Here is a 16,484-nt window from a genome sequence, read left to right as displayed (position 1 = left end):
TTGTGACAGAAAAATGACGGCCGACCTGCCTGGCGGATCGCAAAAAGCCCTATTATTCCGTTTGTTGCTTCAGCTGCGCTTCAAAGCGCTGGCGAGAGAGATCCACATAGCGTTGTAACCCTTCTCTGTCGAGAAAGGCGTTGCTATCTCCGGCGACAAGCCGGGCCTGTTTCTCCGCCAGACCAAAGCGTTCCCCTTTGTTCGCCACAAAAATGTCCGCTTTTTGTGCGGCGAGCGTGGCAAAACTGTGGCGAATGTCGCTGACCAGCGTCGGGTAATTTTTGTTCTCCACCAGATAATAGTCCGGCGTGGCGAGACTGTCGGCGTAAATAAGCGTGTACCCACCTGGCAGCGCAAACAGCCATGACGTGCTGCCCGGCAGATGCCCCGGTGTCAGCAGCGCTGTCGTGGTTACGCCGCCCAGTTTTAGCGTCTCGCGGTCATGAATGATTTTATCCGTGGTGACCGGTGGAAAGGGCAGCGCATCTCCCAGCGCAAAATCCTCTTTGCCTCCCCGTGCCATTTGGTCAGCATTCTCCCTACTAGCAACCAGCTTTGCCCCGCTCCACTTTTTCAGTTTGGCAATGCCCCCGGCCTGATCGAGCCGGGCATGACTGTTGAGGATGAACCGCACGTCGCGAATGTCGAATCCCAAAGAAGCAATATTCTCTTTGATGCCCCTGGCGCTTGCGTCCAGCGCACCGTCGACGAGAATATGTCCTTCAGGCGTGGTAATCAGAATGGACGAGAGATTTTCGGTGCCGACATACCAGACGTTTGCTGCCATACGGAACGGTTTGACCGGTTTGGCCCAGCCTTCAAAAAGCGAATAAGGCGGCGCGGCGGAAAGCGGTTGGGTTGGATTTAATGCCGCAGAACTGCCGGCAGAGAAGACTGAAATCATGCAGGTAAATAACAGGCTATAACGGTTCACAGGTGGCTCCTTTTGGTCAGGAGGCGCAGTATACTGCCGGGCAATTTAGTCCGATGCAATTGAGAAATAATGGCGTGAATATCCTGCAATTAGACATGAATCTGCTGAAGGTGCTGTACGTGATGTTAATCACCGGCTCGACCAGCCGAACGGCGCAAAAGCTGGCGCTTAGCCCGTCCGCCGTCAGCCATGCTCTCGCCCGCCTGCGTGATGCCCTGGGCGATCCGCTTTTTCGTCGGGAAGGCAATGCCCAGGTTCCCACATCTTTCGCACTCGGTATTAAAGAACGTCTGATCCCGCTCTTCGTGTCCCTGAATGAAGAATTATTTGGCGAAGAACACGCGGAGGAGCGCCGATTTCGTCTGGTTCTTCCCCCGGCGCTGAATGTGTTACTCACGCCGGAACTCGCCCGAAAAGGGCATCAGGCCGGGGCCATGATTGAATGCCTGACGTTTGAACGGCGTGCGTGGCGTGATGAGCTGCTGGAGGGACGAATAGATTTGTTGGTTGCGATTGGCGATCATCAAAAACGCGTCAGTGCCCTGCATTATGAACGCGTAGGCAGCACGCGCCTGATTGCTGTTTTCGGCGAACCGCTGTCCTCCAGACTTAACGGGCGTGAAACTCTGGCCTTTGACGAACTGGCGCAGTTTGATCATTTCTATTGTCACCCCTGGCCACAGGGCATTAACGAGCTCGATCGCCAGCAGGCACGTGCCGGGCTCGAACGCCGTCTGGCCTTTACCTGTAGCGACTACGGCCAGCTCGCTCCCGCCCTGCGCAATGCCCCGCTGATGGCTATCGTGCCGGCCCCATGGTTTGATACTCTGAATAACAAAGCCCAGCTTTTTACGCTGCCGCTGTCCGGCGACCAGGCTATTGGCAGCCTGTTTTTGCAGTACCGGACCTCCACCGTGGAATGGAAGCAGCGTCTGATAGACAGCCTGCGCCGTACGCTGGCCGCCTGGTATCATTGAAATTACCGCTCAGCCTCTCATACAAAAAGTTTTATAATAGAACCCGGAAAACCCATCGGGAGGAATGATGAAACGTAAGAGCCTTGAAGACAGCGTCTGTTCGGTTGCCCGCACGCTGGACGTGATCGGCGACTGGTGGTCGTTGCTGATCGTGCGCGATGCGCTGAACGGCATGTCTCGCTTCGGTGAGTTCCAAAAAAACCTCGGCATCGCCAAAAATATGCTGACCGTTCGCCTGAAACAGCTCGTCGATAACGGTATTTTTGAGCTTCGTCCGGCGTCGGACGGCAGCGCCTGGCACGAGTACGTGCTGACGGAAAAAGGCCGGGCGCTGCAGACCGTTTTAGCGGCCCTTTCACAGTGGGGCTGCGAAAACCTCTACGCTAAAGATGAGACACGCAGCGTGCTCGTCGACAGCCAGCAGCATCGCCCTATCCGCAAACTAACCTTACAGGCCGAAGATGGTCGTGAGCTAAAACCTGACGAAATAATCACTCAGGCACGATCCTCCTCCTGACCAATAAGCATCTGTTATTCAGGTGCTTATTAATATCCCCTTTAGCAATTCCTGCGCATAACGAAAAAACAGTCCCCAAATTGGTTGCATAATAAAACCAATAAATCTAAGCTCACCTCACAGTTTCATTATGAAACCACATTAACGTTGCTCTACTTCATGTGAGGTGTTTTATGGCTAACTCTCGTTCTATTGCGGTAATTACCGGCGCATCTTCCGGTATTGGTGCGGTTTATGCCGATCGTTTTGCGGCCCGAGGTTTTGATCTGCTGCTGGTTGCCCGGCGCGAAGATCGCCTGCGCGATCTGGCCGCGAAGCTTGAGGCCCGCCACGGCATAACCGTGACTACGCTAAAAGCAGATCTGGTTAACGATCAGGACATTGCCGCCGTTGAGGAGGCCCTGAAAGATCCGCGCATCAGCGTGCTGGTTAACAACGCGGGCACTGCCCACAGCGCAGCGTTTATCGCCGCCAGCGTGGAACAACATCAGGCGCTGATCACGCTGAACATCACGGCGTTAACTCGCCTCAGCCATGCCGCTCTGCTTAATTTCCAGCAAAAGAACAGCGGCACACTGATCAATATCTCGTCGATTCTGGCAGTACAGAGCTGGGTGGGCAGCGCGGTATATAGCGGCACAAAGGGCTATGTATTGAACCTGACGAAAGTTCTGCAGGCCGAAGCTGCCGGCACCGGCATTCGTATTCAGGCGGTGCTGCCCGCGGCTACGGCAACCGAAATTTGGGATCGTGCGGGCGTGTCAGTGGACTCATTGCCGGAAGGTGCGGTCATGCAAGTGGATGATTTGGTGGATTCCGCCCTGGCCGGGCTGGACAGCGGGGAAGCTGTCACCATCCCGCCATTGCACGATCTCAGCCTGTGGGAAACCTACGCCACTACGGCGCAGGCGATGTTTGATGCGGCAGCCGTTGGCCAGCCAGCGCCTCGCTACGCCCGCTAATTTTTCCGGGCAGATGTCGGTGGCATCTGCCCATCATTTACTGACAGGCCGCCATGTCTCGCTATAATGAGGCAAATTCCTGCCAATATGATGCTGTGATGAAACTGTTTTACTATTCAGCCGCAGGCATGGTTGCTGCGCTGATTGTGCTCTGGGGAGCGCTGATTGTGGACAGCGCCAATATCCTGCAACAAATGTCCGAGCTGATGCACTACATCGAAGATTTGTTCAAACCTCGCGAACGCTAGCGGTTAAACGCCAGCGCCTGGCCGTAAATCCCCTCGGCAACTGACTCGCCGTCCCAGACGAGGTGCCCATTCACCAGCGTGCTTTCAACCACGCCGCCCTGCAAGGTGTGCCCTTCGAAGGGTGACCAGCCGCATTTGTAGGCAATATTATTGCCCTCAATGCTGGCGCGTTTCCAGGGGTTGATCACCGCCAGATCGGCCCAGTAACCTTCCCGGATAAAGCCGCGATCCTTAATCTGAAAACGTTCGGCTACCGCGTGGCTGGTTTTTCTGACGATAAGTTCAGGCGTGAAAATCCCTCTGGCACACATATCCAGCAGCGCAGGCAGCGCGTGCTGCACCAGCGGCAATCCCGACGGAGCCGAGAAATAATCATTCTGCTTTTCTGCCAGTAAGTGCGGCGCATGGTCGGTCGCAATAATATCAATCACGCCCGTCTTAACTGCCTGCCATAGCGCCCGCTGGTGTTCCTGGCCCTTGACCGACGGGTTGCACTTCAGCCTGTGCCCCAGCGCCGCGTAATCATCCTGATTAAAATAGAGGTGATGGATACAGGCTTCCGCCGTGATCGTTTTTCTGCGTAAGGCTTCAAGCGTGGGCGCGGGCTCAAACAACGCCAGCTCATCGGCCGTGGTGATATGCAGCACATGCAGCCGCGTGCCGTGCTTTTTCGCCAGCGCGACCGCCCGGGAAGATGAAAGCAGGCAGGCCTCAACCGAGCGAATAGCTGCGTGTTCTGCGGCCGGGATCTGCTCCCCATATCGCTCTCGCCACAGCGCCTCATTACGTTTGATAGTCGGCGTATCTTCGCAGTGCGTGGCCACCAGCCCCGGCGCATGCTGGAAAATAGCCTCCAGAATGCGTTCGTCATCCACCAGCATGTTGCCGGTGGAGGCACCCATAAACACTTTTACGCCGCAGGCGGCACCGGCTGGCAGCGCCTTAAGTTCTTCCAGATTGTCGTTGGTGGCACCGAAATAGAAACTGTAATTGGCCAGTGAACCTTCGGCGGCCCGCTGAAATTTGCCTTCCAGCGCCTGTCTGGTGGTGGTCGGCGGCGAAACGTTGGGCATTTCCATATAGCTGGTGATCCCGCCCATCACCGCCGCGCGTGACTCGCTGGCAATCGTGCCCTTATGCATCAACCCCGGTTCACGAAAATGTACCTGATCGTCTATCATGCCCGGCAGCAGCCACTTCCCGGCAAGATCGCGCACATTCCACGTGGTACGAGCCGGGATCGCAGCGGCTATTTTTTCAATTCGCCCGTCCACGATGAGCAGATCGCCCTGGTAACGCCGATCCTCATTCATCATCAGCGCGTTAGTCAGTAACAGAGGTTTCATTAGTCGTTTTCTCCGGCTCAAAAAGGCTGCGCTAGCGTCGGGCAACCATCACAACAATAAACAGCCCGCCAATTCCGGCGGTAATAATGCCGATGGGCAGCTCCTGCGGCGCAACCAGCACCCGGCTGACCAGATCGCCGCCGCACAACAAACAGGCCCCGACAAGGGCACACAAAGGCAGCAGCCTGGCGTGCTTAATGGCGGAAAAATGGCGGCAAAGATGCGGCACCATCAGCCCGACAAAGCCAATCACGCCGGTCAGCGATACAAAAATGGCGGTCGAAAAAGCGCAGCACAGAAAAATTTCGGTGCGCAGGCGGGTCACGTTAATGCCCAGCGAAAATGCGGTGCGATCCCCCGCGAGCAATCCATCCAGCGATCGCCATCTCAACAGGCAAAATGCGGCCAGCAGCAGCAAACCGCCCAGCGCGAATCCCAGGTTATCCCATCGCGCCAGCCCCAGGCCGCCGAGCGACCAGAATAAAACCGAGCTGGCCGTACGCTGGTCACCGGCGAAGATCAGGTAGCTGGTTAACGCCCCGAACAAGAAAGAGATCGCCAGCCCGCAAATAATCAGCGTTTCGGCACCCCGATCGCGTTTAAGCTGGAATAAAGACAGCACCGCAACCGAAGAAAGCAGCCCGCCACCAAAAGCCGCCGCCGGTAGCGTCCAGACGCCGAAGAAGTCGCCGAAGCGGGTAAAAACCAGCACCGCTCCGGCAGACGCGCCCGAAGAAAGCCCGAACAAAAAAGGGTCCGCCAGCTCATTGCGCGTGGCCGTTTGCAGCAGCGCGCCCACCACCGCCAGCCCCGCGCCGGTCATCAGGGCGAGAAGCGTTCTGGGCAGCCGGATGTCCAGCACGATCCCGCGAATCATCGGTGAAATGTCTGTTGCCGTGGGTTGCAGCGCATTTACCACCTGATTCAGGCTGAGCCGGACTGAGCCTTCCGTTAAACTAAGCACCGCAAAAAATATGACGAGAAACCCCGCCAGGCATGCGGCCCGCCGGTAACGCCAAGCTAAAACCATCACTGTGCCGCGAACAGAACGCGAGCGAGCTTCTCAACCGCGGCGATATTTGCCGGGCCGGGCGTCAACTCGGCGTACTGCAGCTTAAGATAGCGCTGCTGTTTCACCGCTGGGGTGAGCTTCATCAGCGGGTGGCGCTCAAGGAACCGGCGGAGCGAATCAGCGCCCCCACCGGTCTGGTAATCCAGCAGAATGATGACATCTGGTTCGGCCGCCGCCACGTTTTCCCAGGAAGTCGTGCCCCAACTGGTGTCCAGCCCTTCCATGGCGTTTTTACCGCCAGCGGCCTCGATAATGGCCTGCGGCATGGCGTATTTTCCGCTGGTAAACGGTTTGTCTTCCCCGGAGTCATACACAAAGACTTTCAGTGGCCTTGCGCCCGGTAGTGCTTTGGGGAGAGCCGCCAGCCGCGCTTTCCAGCCATCAACCAGCTTCTGAGCAGCCTCCGCCTTACCAAAAATTTTGCCAAGCGTAAGCTCATCGTTATAGAGCAGGTCCAGGGTCGCCTTGGTTTTGCTTTCCCCGGAAATCGCGCAGCTTTCGCTGAGCACAAAGGTTTTGATGCCGTATTTGGCAAGACTTTGGGGCGTAACGTCGCCCCCCACTTTCATGCCGTAATTCCAGCCCGCGAAGAAGAAATCTGGCTCGGCGGCCAGCAGCGTTTCAAGCGAGGGGTATTTGGGCGCAAGCTCGGGGATCGTCCCCATTTGTCGCTTAAATTCGGGCGTCATTTTGTACCAGCCGGAGATGCCGGTCAGGCCCACAATCTGCGGCTGTAAATCCAGAGCAAAAGCCATTTCCGACATGTTCAGGTCGTTGATTACCGCCCGCTTTGGTGCTGCGGTAAAGACAATGGGTTTACCGCAGCTCTCAATGGTTACCGGAAAGCCGGAGGCAAAGGCAGTAAAGGAGGTAAAGGCCAGCCAGAAGCCGGTCGCGATTTTTAACATCATAGCGATCCCTGAAAATTTAACGTGGGCGTGAAGGTTCAAAAAAACGGACTCGTCTGCCTTGCTGGCCTGGATGGTCAACGGTAAAGCTGTCGAGGCCGAAAATGGGGCGAAGTGTTTCGGTATTCAGCGCGGCGTCGGGCACGTTAAAAGCCTGCTGTTGCCCCGCCGACAAAATAAGGACCTTGTCAGCAAACCCTTCGATTAAGTTGAGATCGTGCAGGACGGCGATAACCGTTGTGCCGCGAGCTTTCACCAGCGCCAGCAGTTCTTCCCGTGCCGCCAGGTCCAGATGATTAGTCGGCTCATCCAGCAACAGCAACCGGGAGGTTTGCGCCAGCGTTCGCGCCAGAATCGCCCGCTGCCTTTCCCCGCCGGACAGACAGGCCAGCGATTTATGCCGCATCCCGAGCACACCAACCTCCTTCATCGCCCCACAAACAATGCAGCGGTGTTCTGGCTCTGGCATATCACGGGCAAACGGGAGCCTGCCTAACGCGACATAATCCTCAATGGAGAGACGCAAATCGGGGAGATCGTTTTGCGACATGACCGCCACGAGCTTCGCCCGCAGCAGCGGGTTGAGCTTATTTAAGGGGCGGCCCGCCAGCGTTATTTCCCCCTCGGCCTTTAGCTCCTGGCTTAGCGCCCGCAGCAGCGACGTTTTGCCGCTGCCGTTTGGCCCAATCACGCTGAGCCGCTCACCTTTTCGCAGGTGAAAATTAATCGCCACCGGCCAGGCTGCGCCCTGCGGACGGGCAATTGCCCGCAGGGAAACGCTTAGCTCGGCTGCTGGTTCTGCGGGGGAAAAAAGCATGCTCAGAACTCGTTGCGCAGCAGCTGGTAACCTTCCACCAGCTTGACGTTGGTGTTGGCCACCTCTTCAGAAAACTGCACCGAAGCGGGGTCAACCCGTGAATATTGGCTTAAATCAGAGTCGGGCCCCACGCGCTCGGTGGACGGAATATACGTTTGCTTCGGCAGTGTCACCCCATCCACCACCGCGTTGTAGCGAATGACGCAGCCGGTTTGAACGTGGCAGTTAAAAAGTACGCTGTTAAAGCCGATAAACACCCGCTCGTCGACCCGACAAGGGCCGTGCACAATCGCCCGGTGCGCAATCGACGTACCGCTGCCAATGGTCACCGGCGCCCCGCTTTTCGAGTGAATAACCACGCCATCCTGAATATTCGAATGGGAATGGATCACGATAGGATCCATGTCGCCTTCGGCATTCAGCTCATCGGCGCGGATCACCGCGTAAGGCCCGACATAAACATAGTCATGAATAATGACCCGGCCACAAATGACCGCCGTGGGATCGATGTACGCTTTGGGAGAGACCTGTGGCAAATGGCCTGAAGGGTTTTTACGCAACATGGTGATTTCCTGCCCAGTGGATACGGGCCACCGCGTTGTGCGCATGCAGGCTTTCCTGATGCTCAACGCGGAGGGTAAAAGCGGTGCTAAAAGGCGCGTCCTGCATCGCCTTGTTCAGGCGGCGAGCGGCGTCTTCGCAAAACATCAAATTTTGGCCATTGGCCAGAGCGAAGGCCTGCTCGTCGCTACGCTTAACCACCGTTTGCACCGCCGTGCCAAGCGCGGCCTCGCAGCGGTCGATAAGTTCCTCGAAAGGCAATGTCGCAACATCCGGCTTCAGCTGGCAGCTAACCCACGCCCAGCTTCTCTGGCTGTGGGGCGTGCCCGGCATGCCCTTCTCGCCCAGCCAGGCCAGCATTTCTTCGACGGACACACCATCCTTTCGCGAGCCAAAGTCCCGCTGAAACTGCTGCTGCGCGAGATTGCGACTCAGCGCCGCCGAGGCCGGACAGGTAGATGAATACGGGATCCCCACCCGAAGCGTGACGGCAAAATCTTCCCCGCGCTCCGCCAGAATACGGATGGGATAGGCCTTCCAGCCAAAGTGGTTCGAGGTTAAAGATTTGCGGGAGAGCAGCAGTTCTCCGGAAATTTCTACACTGGCGCGGTCACTGCTGCGCTGGTGCGAAACCAAAAATTCACCCAGCAAATGGCGCAATACCGCGGGCGTAATTTCGCCCTGGGTTAACTCATCCAGCAGCAGATAGATTCGGGACATGTGAATGCCCTTTTCCGCTTCTGGGGAACGGAGAAGATTGATCCCGGCGTTTACTTTCGCCGTCAGCGGGCGACCCGCCACTTCCACCGGAAGATCGATTTGTTCCATGCCAACCCAGGACAGAGCCATGTCGAAATCGTGGCTTCTGAGTGACTGAATATCTGGCAGCATTTTGGGGCATAACATTGGAGTGACCGTCATATTGCACATCGTTTTGCTGTATTTTTGTTACGTTATAACATAACAAAAACCATTTATGCAAAGCGACGTTTTGCCGTAAAGCGAAACCGCCCGATCACAGGAGAAAATTCGGTGTAAAACCGCTGACTGGCTCGATATACCTTATAACCCGGCAGGTGTTGCCCGAGTGTTCACACAATGATAGCATCATGCAAACAGCCATTTAGACGGCTAGACAGTTAAACTAGAAAGCATTGAGGAATACCCTATGTGGCAAGAAAGGCTCGCGCAGTTGGTCACCACCTGTCATTGGATTGGCGCTAAAGGCTGGGCTCCGGCGACCGGCGGCAATATGTCCATTCGCCAGGATGCCGAATGGTGCTGGCTGAGTGAATCCGGGCGCGACAAAGGCAGCCTCACCAGCGAGGATTTCCTGCAGGTAGACATTGCCACTAATCAGGCGCCATCGGGGCGTAAATCCTCCGCCGAAACAGGGCTGCACACGCTGGTTTATCGTCTCTTCCCTGAGGCTAACGTCGTGCTTCACGTCCACACCGTGAATGCCACCGTGCTGTCGCGGATTGAGAAAGGCCCGGCGCTAAACATCAGCGGCTATGAAATGCAAAAAACCCTGACCGGCCAGCAGACGCACCTTGATACGGTGCCAATTGCCATCTTCGATAACGATCAGGACATCGACGCGCTGGCCAAACGAATTGAACTTTATGCAGAGCAGACTCCGCTTAGCTATGGCTTCCTGCTTCGCGGCCACGGCCTGACCTGCTGGGGCAAAGACGTCGCCGAAGCACGTCGTCAGCTTGAAGGGCTTGAATTCCTGTTCGAGTGCGAAATGCAGCGCCGCCTGTACGAGCGCGATTAATTCTAAAGTTTCCTTTTAGCTGGCCGTTAACTTTACGGCAAATAATCTCATTTCTCTCCGTGTCACAAAGCTTACAACATTGTATTCGCCCCACGGAGTGGACCCAGCTATATAAAAAGGAATCTCTTTGAGCATTAAAACAATAACCGCAGGCGTACTTTCCATTACTTTATTAGCCGGGTGCGCTGCCCCAAAAAAACCGGATACAGTAAAGGCGAATAATGGCAGCACACTGGATGTTTCCTCGACTTTTGCGCAGGCGGAAATAAATAATAATCATCATCCGGACACTACTCTGCGCTTAGTTTCCCCGGCTCATTCTGGCGCTGGTATCGGACTCGCTGTTTTAGGCGCGGTATTAGGCGGTGGCGCCAGCGCCAATTCCTTTGACAAAGATAGTTATAAGGGAAGCTCGATAGACACTATGCCTGAGCCTACAGCGCGGTATCTGACGCCGAAAGCAGAGGGCAAAATTCGTGAGTGGCTTGATAAGCAAAGTGGAAACTATAGCTATAAAGAACCTTTAGTGATAGCGGCCTCGCGCTGGTCGCTGGTGTATACCGACATGTCCGCCAGCAACAGCAACTATGACTTAACGTATCGCGTTTTGTTCTACAAACGTCCTGAAGGGGGAACCATGTTTAGCTCATTTGTCACTGCGGAATGTTCTCCATCAATTAAAACAGCCCCTCTGGCCGACTGGCAGGCAAATAATTACCAGAAAGTCACCGAAGAAACGCAGAAAATGATGGATGCATGCGTGCTTGAACTGGAAAACCAACTCCCTCGCCTGTTAAAAAAATAGTCCCTTAGTTTAGATAAAAATAGCGTCGTTCATATTTCTTGAACGGCGCGTTCCATCAGTTTATCTGAGAATTTACACCACAATATCTTGCAGAACTTCTGCGAGTGCCCGTTTCAGAAAAATAACGCAGGCGCTGACCTCACGGGAGGCTTTGTTTATTGGCGGATACAGCAAGTAGGCGCTAAAAGACGGTACCGTATAGTCCGGCAGTAGAGCGACAAGCTGGCCGTTTTTCAGCGCCTGATGACATACCGGATATTGCAACACGCCGAGCGCGGCACCCGCTCTCAGCATCGTGTAGAGCGGCCGCCAGTGATTGGCGCTGAACACCACGTTCAGCCGGGCGTTAACAATATGGTTATGTTGTGAAATAAGCGGCAGTCTGTTGTCGTTAAACAGGCCGGATACCCGCGCAAAAGCATGGTGAATCAGGTCGTCGGGGGAAGCTGGCGTGCCATTTCGCGCCAAATACTCCGGGGAAGCCACCAGCATCCGCCGCACTTCACCCAGTGGATGTGCCACGAAATTGCCCTCACCCAGGTCGCCAAGCCTGAATGAAATATCAACGCCCTCCGTCACCGGATCGACTACGCGATCGTTCAGGACCAGCTCAATATTCAGATCGGGATGGTTTGCTCTCAGCTTCAGCAAGGCTGGCATCAGGACTTCTTCACCCGCGCCAAAGGGTGCTGCGATGCGAATCAGCCCTTTTAGTCCAGTTCGCTCATCCACAACTGCCAGCGCAAGGTCTGCCGCAGAGATCGCCACTTTACTGCGTTCATAGAATAGCGCCCCGCTGTCGGTCAGGGACATTCGGCGCGTGTTTCGCCGCAGCAGACGGGTGCCAAGGTGAGCTTCCAGCCGCTCAATCCTCTCACTCACCGCCGGCTGTCCGATGCCGATATCGCGCGCGGCGGCGGACATATTTCCCCGCTCCACCACTCGCACATAAATTCGCATTGCCGCCAGAAGATCCATGGACTGAGTATATTGGTTTTTCCGATAGATGAAAGCAGCAACAGATATCTACTGCGCCAGTGCAATTTACGTAAAACTGACGGCTTATGGCGGTATCAAATGCTCTTACTCATCAGGAATATCATCATGGCAGAGATCAGACTTTATCTTTTCCAGTCCGGCACTCAACGCTGTAAGTATCACGATATCAGGATGAATCAGGGTGAAGGGAGCCACTATGAAATCCCCGTCCCTTGGTTCCTTCTGACTCACCCCAAAGGCCACGCCATTATTGACGGCGGGCTAGCGGCAGAGGGGTTGGCCGATCCTCGTGCATACTGGGGAGATACGGTCAAACATTATCAGCCGTTAATGACCGAAGAACAGGGATGCGTGGCGCAGCTGCGTGCGCTGGGCATTGAGCCGGAAGAGATTCGCTATGTATTACTTTCCCACCTGCACTCTGACCACACCGGCGCGATTGGCCGCTTCCCCAATGCCTTACACATTGTGCAACGGCAGGAATACCACTATGCCTTTCAGCCGGACTGGTTCACCGCAGGTGCCTATTGCCGCAAGGATTTTGCCCGCCAGAATCTGAACTGGCTATTGCTGGATGAGGACGGTTTTGATTTGTACGGCGACGAGACGCTGCGCTGCATTTCGACCCCGGGACATTCGCCGGGGCATCAGTCGTTTCTGGTGACGCTCACCAGCGGCAAGGCATTCACGCTGGCGATTGATGCGGCCTATACGCTGGATCATTTTTATGACCGCGCGCTTCCGGGCTTGATGACCTCAGCCAGCGAAGCGGCGCGTTCGGTGGCAAAATTGAGACACCTGACCGAGTGTAACTGGGCAAGGCTGATTCCCGGCCACGATCCCGATGCCTGGCCGCAGTTTACGCTGGCACCGGCGTGGTACGAGTAAGTCAGGTTTCATCTTCGCTGAGCGGCACGGGCAGATTTATCGTCATCAGCAACCCGCCCTCAGCAGGCAAACTGGCGCGGATATCTCCCCGGTGCGCGTGACATATTTCTCTGGCGATAGAAAGCCCCAGCCCGCTGCCGCCTGAATCTCTTGCCCGCGAACGCTCCCCACGGGTAAAACGCTCAAATATATGAGGCAAATAATCCCCGGCGACGCCGGGCCCGGTATCAAGAAACTGGATTTCAATACCCTGCTTAAGATGGCGAAAGCGAATGGACATGCGATCGCCTCTGCTGCAATAGCGAAGCATGTTCTCAATGATAATGGTAAAGACCTGACCCAGGCGGGCTTCATCTCCCGAATAATAGCATTCATCTTCCGCCTCCACAGAGACGGACATCCCGGCCGCTTCCAACTGGGGTTTTAGCCATGCGATCCTCTCGTTCAGGACTTCAGAAAGCGAGAATACACCGTGCTGGAGCGAGAGTTGCCCCGCGCTCGCCAGGGAAAGAAAATGCAAATCATCAGTCAGGTGGCTGAGGTTTTTGAGCTGCGTCATCACCATATTCAGCTGTTTTTCATCCGCCGGAAACACATGGTCGATCATGCCCTGCAGCCGCCCCATAGCAGCGGTAAGAGGTGAGCGCAGTTCATGTGCGGCCGCGACGTGCGCGGCCTTAAGCTCGCGTTCGTACAGCGCCAACTGGCTAATCATTTTATTGAAGTTGCTGGCAAAGCGAGTCACCTCCGCCGGACATTCATCCACCCGTTTCGCCTGTTGATTGAAATCCCCCTGAGCCACTATCTCCGCGACGTCCGTCAGGCTGCGAAACTGCGCGGCAAGCGGACGCGTGGCGCGTAAACAGCTGACGATCACAAACGGGGTCGCCATGGAAATAAAGATAAACAGCCACCCCCAGTTGAGAGAGCTGATGGAAGGCGTGCTGTATTCAATTCCCCAGCGGGCATCCACAATTTGATGAAAACGGACAATGTCTAAGTCAGGGTTCGCCCGCAGCGTCAGAAACTCCTGGTAAGCGGCAGGCGACATGTGATGCACAACCCAGTAATACTGAACTGCGTAGATGCTCCACATCGCCAGCACGATGAAAAACAGTACGCTGACGGCCACCACGATGATACGAATCGATATCCACAGCAGGAGCGATTTGCTCTTTTTGTTTTTCATGGTTTGCAGAACCTGTAGCCAATGCCGCGCACGTTCAGAATGAGATTATCAACTCCCGCCGCCTCAAGCTTTTTCCTTAAGTTATAGACATGCGTGTCCACTACTCGCTCCAGAGCGTCGCTTTCCGGGAGACACTCTTCGAGCAAAAACTGGCGGCTGAGCGGCCTCGTCGAGGCGCGCATTAGCGTTTTCAAAATAGAAAACTCGGTGAGCGTTAAATCCAGGCGCAGGGGAGAAAGTCCCTCATGCAACACCTGCGCCGCCAAATTGGTGGCATCAACCTCCAGTGGACCCCAGCGTAAAACATCCTCTGCGGGGAGTTGGCTGGCCTGGCTGCGCCTGAGCACGGCCTGCACCCTGGCCATGACTTCGCCGGGGTTGTAGGGCTTGACCACATAATCATCGGCGCCATAGCGCAAAGCGCCGATCTTGTCATAGGGTTCGCCCATGGCGGTGATCATGATGACGGGCGTATTGCCCCTTCGCCTGACGGCCGCAAGAATTTCCGTGCCGTTCATCCCGGGGAGCATGACGTCCAGCAAAATAAGATCGGGCTTCCAGGTAACCACCGTGTTCATGCCCGCCAGGCCATCCCCTGCCACCGAAACGCTATAGCCTTCGCGTTTGAGATAGGCCTCCAACACATTTGCCGCATCGGCATCGTCTTCAATCACCAGGACCCGTTTATTTTTCATTTAATGTTACCTTGACAGTTTCTTCACAAATCCCTGGTCGTTCATTGATAAGCCCTCAGCATAATCCTTTTACTTACTGAGCTAAGTATGCACAAAAAATATAAACACCTGACGATGAGAATCATTATGTTAACGAAGAAAAGCACAAAATACATAATTGCACCGCTGATAATTTCCAGTATTTCATCATCGTATGCAAGTGAATTTAATTCTGATGAAACCGTGACAACCTTTGGCCTTGGCGCTATATCCTCTCCGCGATACAGCGGAGCCAATGAACAAAATACCAGTGTTATTCCACTGATACACATTCAGATGAGTAATATCTTCTTTGATTCCATGAATGGGCTTGGCATTCATCTTCAAAGCGATAATGGTTTATATTTCGAGCCGACATTGGGCTACGATTCAGGCCGCACGGATAAAAATTCAGGCTGGCGAAAAGGCTCGAGTAAACTTAAAGGCATGGGGGATATTTCGTCTACGGTCAATGCGGGCATTGCGCTTGGCTGGGCAGTCGCCCCCTGGCTGGTTTTTGAAGGTAAAACAACTCTGCCGTTAAATGATGGCCAGGGCGTATCTTATTCCACAGCAATAAATTATATCCCAATTATGAACGAAGCTAATACGCTTACATTTCAGGCGAGCGCGTTATTCGGTGATGCTCGTTATATGAATACCTGGTATGGGGTCAACGAACTGCAGCACGGCCGTTCAGGTTTCTCGCGCTACAGCAGTGCCGGCGGGTTTTACGGCACGGACACCAGCCTGACGCTGACCCATCAGTTCAGCGAACATTGGGGAGGCTTGTTTAGTCTCAGCTATGCCTGGCTTGATAAGAAGGCCTCCAACAGCCCCATCGTCATGAGAAAAGACGGTACGACCGGTATGCTTGCCATCAATTATAGTTTCTGATCGCTTATGCCATCGCGTGTTCATTACAACAGCTGACCGAAACACAGTTATGAAGTTCGCTCTTTTTATGGCTTTCATCTTCATGGCATTTCCCTCATCAACGGGAATCCATAATGGTAGAGCGTGCCTGTACGAAAAGGGTGATTTTAACTTCTGCAATAATACATACGTTAAAATCATGCATTCAAAACACCATCCGAAATCACCCTTATATAAAAACAACGTCAGGCGTTGTCATTCAGATAAAACAAAAAACATCGATCGTTATATTTTATCCTGCCATCTTAGAAATTTCATTAAATCACTACTGCAGCGTTCAACGCGTAACTAAGCATTTACTAACACTGAGAGATATCAGCATGAAGATTTCCGCCAAAGTCATAGAAACCATCACCGGCTGGATAGATAATAATATTCATCGTCGATTACGAATAGAGGATATTGCTCGCTATTCTGGCTACTCTAAATGGCACTTCCAGAGAATTTTTTTATATTATAAAGGCGAAAGTATTGGCCGATACATCAGAATCAGAAAATTACAGCTGGCGGCACAGGATCTCAAAAATACCCAGGAGCGAATCGTCGATATTTCGGTGAAGTACGGCTTTGACTCACAGCAGAGCTTTAACCGGCTGTTTACCCGCAGCTTTAAGATGTCGCCAGGAACTTACAGGAAGGCTAAAGGTGTACAGGGGTGATGTACAAAGCCTGCACTTGCGGCGCGTTGCTTCAGCGCCAAAGCAAAAGGGGCTGCCTTTCGGCAACCCCTTGTAAATGTTGGCGGAAGCGCAGAGATTCGAACTCTGGAACCCTTTCGGGTCGCCGGTTTTCAAGACCGGTGCCTTCAACCGCTCGGCCACACTTCCAACGA

At 54.4% G+C, this 16,484-nt stretch carries 19 protein-coding genes and 1 tRNA gene; 9 read left to right on the top strand and 11 right to left on the bottom strand.

The window, feature by feature from the left end:
- Positions 1-52: 52 nt before the first annotated feature.
- On the bottom strand, positions 53-934 hold the full coding sequence (locus ACR6JA_RS00730) for an HARLDQ motif MBL-fold protein (RefSeq protein ID WP_494493324.1): 882 nt from the start codon (positions 932-934) through the stop codon (positions 53-55).
- Positions 935-1,008: 74 nt separating this feature from the next.
- On the opposite strand from ACR6JA_RS00730, the gene ACR6JA_RS00725 reads away from it, so the two are divergent.
- The 4 genes from ACR6JA_RS00725 to ACR6JA_RS00710 all read left to right on the top strand — a co-directional run bounded on the left by ACR6JA_RS00725 (position 1,009) and on the right by ACR6JA_RS00710 (position 3,638).
- Positions 1,009-1,911, top strand: coding sequence for a LysR family transcriptional regulator (locus tag ACR6JA_RS00725; protein ID WP_494493590.1), 903 nt, complete (start codon positions 1,009-1,011; stop codon positions 1,909-1,911).
- A 67-nt stretch (positions 1,912-1,978) separates the two neighbouring features.
- Positions 1,979-2,428 (top strand): winged helix-turn-helix transcriptional regulator, encoded by a 450-nt coding sequence (locus ACR6JA_RS00720; protein WP_008455662.1) that lies wholly within the window; start codon positions 1,979-1,981, stop codon positions 2,426-2,428.
- 173 nt (positions 2,429-2,601) lie between these two features.
- A complete protein-coding gene (locus ACR6JA_RS00715) occupies positions 2,602-3,390 on the top strand; it encodes an SDR family NAD(P)-dependent oxidoreductase (RefSeq protein ID WP_494493323.1) in 789 nt (262 codons plus the stop codon).
- A gap of 98 nt (positions 3,391-3,488) precedes the next feature.
- Positions 3,489-3,638, top strand: coding sequence for a hypothetical protein (locus ACR6JA_RS00710; protein WP_157141384.1), 150 nt, complete (start codon positions 3,489-3,491; stop codon positions 3,636-3,638).
- On the opposite strand, the gene ACR6JA_RS00705 is transcribed toward ACR6JA_RS00710, so the two are convergent.
- Genes ACR6JA_RS00705 through folE2 form a run of 6 tightly spaced genes read right to left on the bottom strand, consistent with a single transcriptional unit; the run spans position 3,635 to position 9,263 of the window.
- On the bottom strand, positions 3,635-4,984 hold the full coding sequence (locus ACR6JA_RS00705) for a dihydroorotase (protein WP_494493322.1): 1,350 nt from the start codon (positions 4,982-4,984) through the stop codon (positions 3,635-3,637). The genes ACR6JA_RS00710 and ACR6JA_RS00705 overlap by 4 nt on opposite strands.
- Positions 4,985-5,015: 31 nt before the next feature.
- Positions 5,016-6,014, bottom strand: a complete 999-nt coding sequence (locus ACR6JA_RS00700; protein ID WP_213715901.1) for a FecCD family ABC transporter permease — start codon at positions 6,012-6,014, stop codon at positions 5,016-5,018.
- The gene (locus ACR6JA_RS00695) at positions 6,014-6,964 is read right to left on the bottom strand and encodes an ABC transporter substrate-binding protein (RefSeq protein WP_494493589.1); all 951 of its coding nucleotides are present in this window, start codon (positions 6,962-6,964) and stop codon (positions 6,014-6,016) included. The genes ACR6JA_RS00700 and ACR6JA_RS00695 overlap by 1 nt, the downstream gene beginning before the upstream one ends.
- Positions 6,965-6,983: 19 nt before the next feature.
- Positions 6,984-7,781, bottom strand: coding sequence for an ABC transporter ATP-binding protein (locus ACR6JA_RS00690; protein ID WP_494493321.1), 798 nt, complete (start codon positions 7,779-7,781; stop codon positions 6,984-6,986).
- A 2-nt stretch (positions 7,782-7,783) separates the two neighbouring features.
- The gene (locus tag ACR6JA_RS00685) at positions 7,784-8,344 is read right to left on the bottom strand and encodes an LbetaH domain-containing protein (protein WP_166993678.1); all 561 of its coding nucleotides are present in this window, start codon (positions 8,342-8,344) and stop codon (positions 7,784-7,786) included.
- Positions 8,334-9,263 carry a GTP cyclohydrolase FolE2 gene (gene folE2, locus ACR6JA_RS00680; RefSeq protein WP_494493320.1) on the bottom strand — a complete coding sequence of 310 codons (930 nt, stop codon included), beginning with the start codon at positions 9,261-9,263 and terminating at the stop codon, positions 8,334-8,336. Before folE2 ends, ACR6JA_RS00685 begins: the two co-directional genes overlap by 11 nt.
- Positions 9,264-9,510: 247 nt before the next feature.
- On the opposite strand from folE2, the gene ACR6JA_RS00675 reads away from it, so the two are divergent.
- Complete coding sequence (locus tag ACR6JA_RS00675) at positions 9,511-10,122, top strand: methylthioribulose 1-phosphate dehydratase (protein ID WP_213715904.1); 612 nt, start codon at positions 9,511-9,513, stop codon at positions 10,120-10,122.
- Between the two features lie 127 nt (positions 10,123-10,249).
- Positions 10,250-10,927: a hypothetical protein gene (locus ACR6JA_RS00670; RefSeq protein WP_213715905.1), complete on the top strand. Its 678-nt coding sequence runs from the start codon at positions 10,250-10,252 to the stop codon at positions 10,925-10,927.
- 72 nt (positions 10,928-10,999) lie between these two features.
- Here the strand turns inward: ACR6JA_RS00670 and ACR6JA_RS00665 are convergent, their stop codons facing one another.
- Positions 11,000-11,887: a LysR family transcriptional regulator gene (locus ACR6JA_RS00665; RefSeq protein WP_494493319.1), complete on the bottom strand. Its 888-nt coding sequence runs from the start codon at positions 11,885-11,887 to the stop codon at positions 11,000-11,002.
- A gap of 144 nt (positions 11,888-12,031) precedes the next feature.
- On the opposite strand from ACR6JA_RS00665, the gene attM reads away from it, so the two are divergent.
- Positions 12,032-12,814, top strand: a complete 783-nt coding sequence (gene attM / locus ACR6JA_RS00660) for an AttM family quorum-quenching N-acyl homoserine lactonase (RefSeq protein ID WP_494493318.1) — start codon at positions 12,032-12,034, stop codon at positions 12,812-12,814.
- 1 nt (position 12,815) lies between these two features.
- On the opposite strand, the gene ACR6JA_RS00655 is transcribed toward attM, so the two are convergent.
- Positions 12,816-14,003 carry a sensor histidine kinase gene (locus tag ACR6JA_RS00655; protein ID WP_494493317.1) on the bottom strand — a complete coding sequence of 396 codons (1,188 nt, stop codon included), beginning with the start codon at positions 14,001-14,003 and terminating at the stop codon, positions 12,816-12,818.
- The gene (locus ACR6JA_RS00650) at positions 14,000-14,698 is read right to left on the bottom strand and encodes a response regulator (protein ID WP_213715909.1); all 699 of its coding nucleotides are present in this window, start codon (positions 14,696-14,698) and stop codon (positions 14,000-14,002) included. Before ACR6JA_RS00650 ends, ACR6JA_RS00655 begins: the two co-directional genes overlap by 4 nt.
- Before the next feature lie 87 nt (positions 14,699-14,785).
- On the opposite strand from ACR6JA_RS00650, the gene ACR6JA_RS00645 reads away from it, so the two are divergent.
- Together ACR6JA_RS00645 and ACR6JA_RS00640 are read left to right on the top strand one after the other, a co-directional pair.
- Positions 14,786-15,613, top strand: coding sequence for a MipA/OmpV family protein (locus tag ACR6JA_RS00645; protein WP_494493316.1), 828 nt, complete (start codon positions 14,786-14,788; stop codon positions 15,611-15,613).
- Between the two features lie 359 nt (positions 15,614-15,972).
- Positions 15,973-16,311 (top strand): RamA family antibiotic efflux transcriptional regulator, encoded by a 339-nt coding sequence (locus ACR6JA_RS00640; RefSeq protein ID WP_213715950.1) that lies wholly within the window; start codon positions 15,973-15,975, stop codon positions 16,309-16,311.
- An 80-nt stretch (positions 16,312-16,391) separates the two neighbouring features.
- Here the strand turns inward: ACR6JA_RS00640 and ACR6JA_RS00635 are convergent.
- Positions 16,392-16,479: transfer RNA gene (locus ACR6JA_RS00635), tRNA-Ser, on the bottom strand.
- Between the last annotated feature and the right edge of the window lie 5 nt (positions 16,480-16,484).

The organism is Cedecea sp. B1(4) (assembly GCF_059414925.1).
The sequence above is the reverse complement of the archived record's forward strand: the minus strand, read 5'-3'. Positions and strand labels throughout refer to the sequence as shown.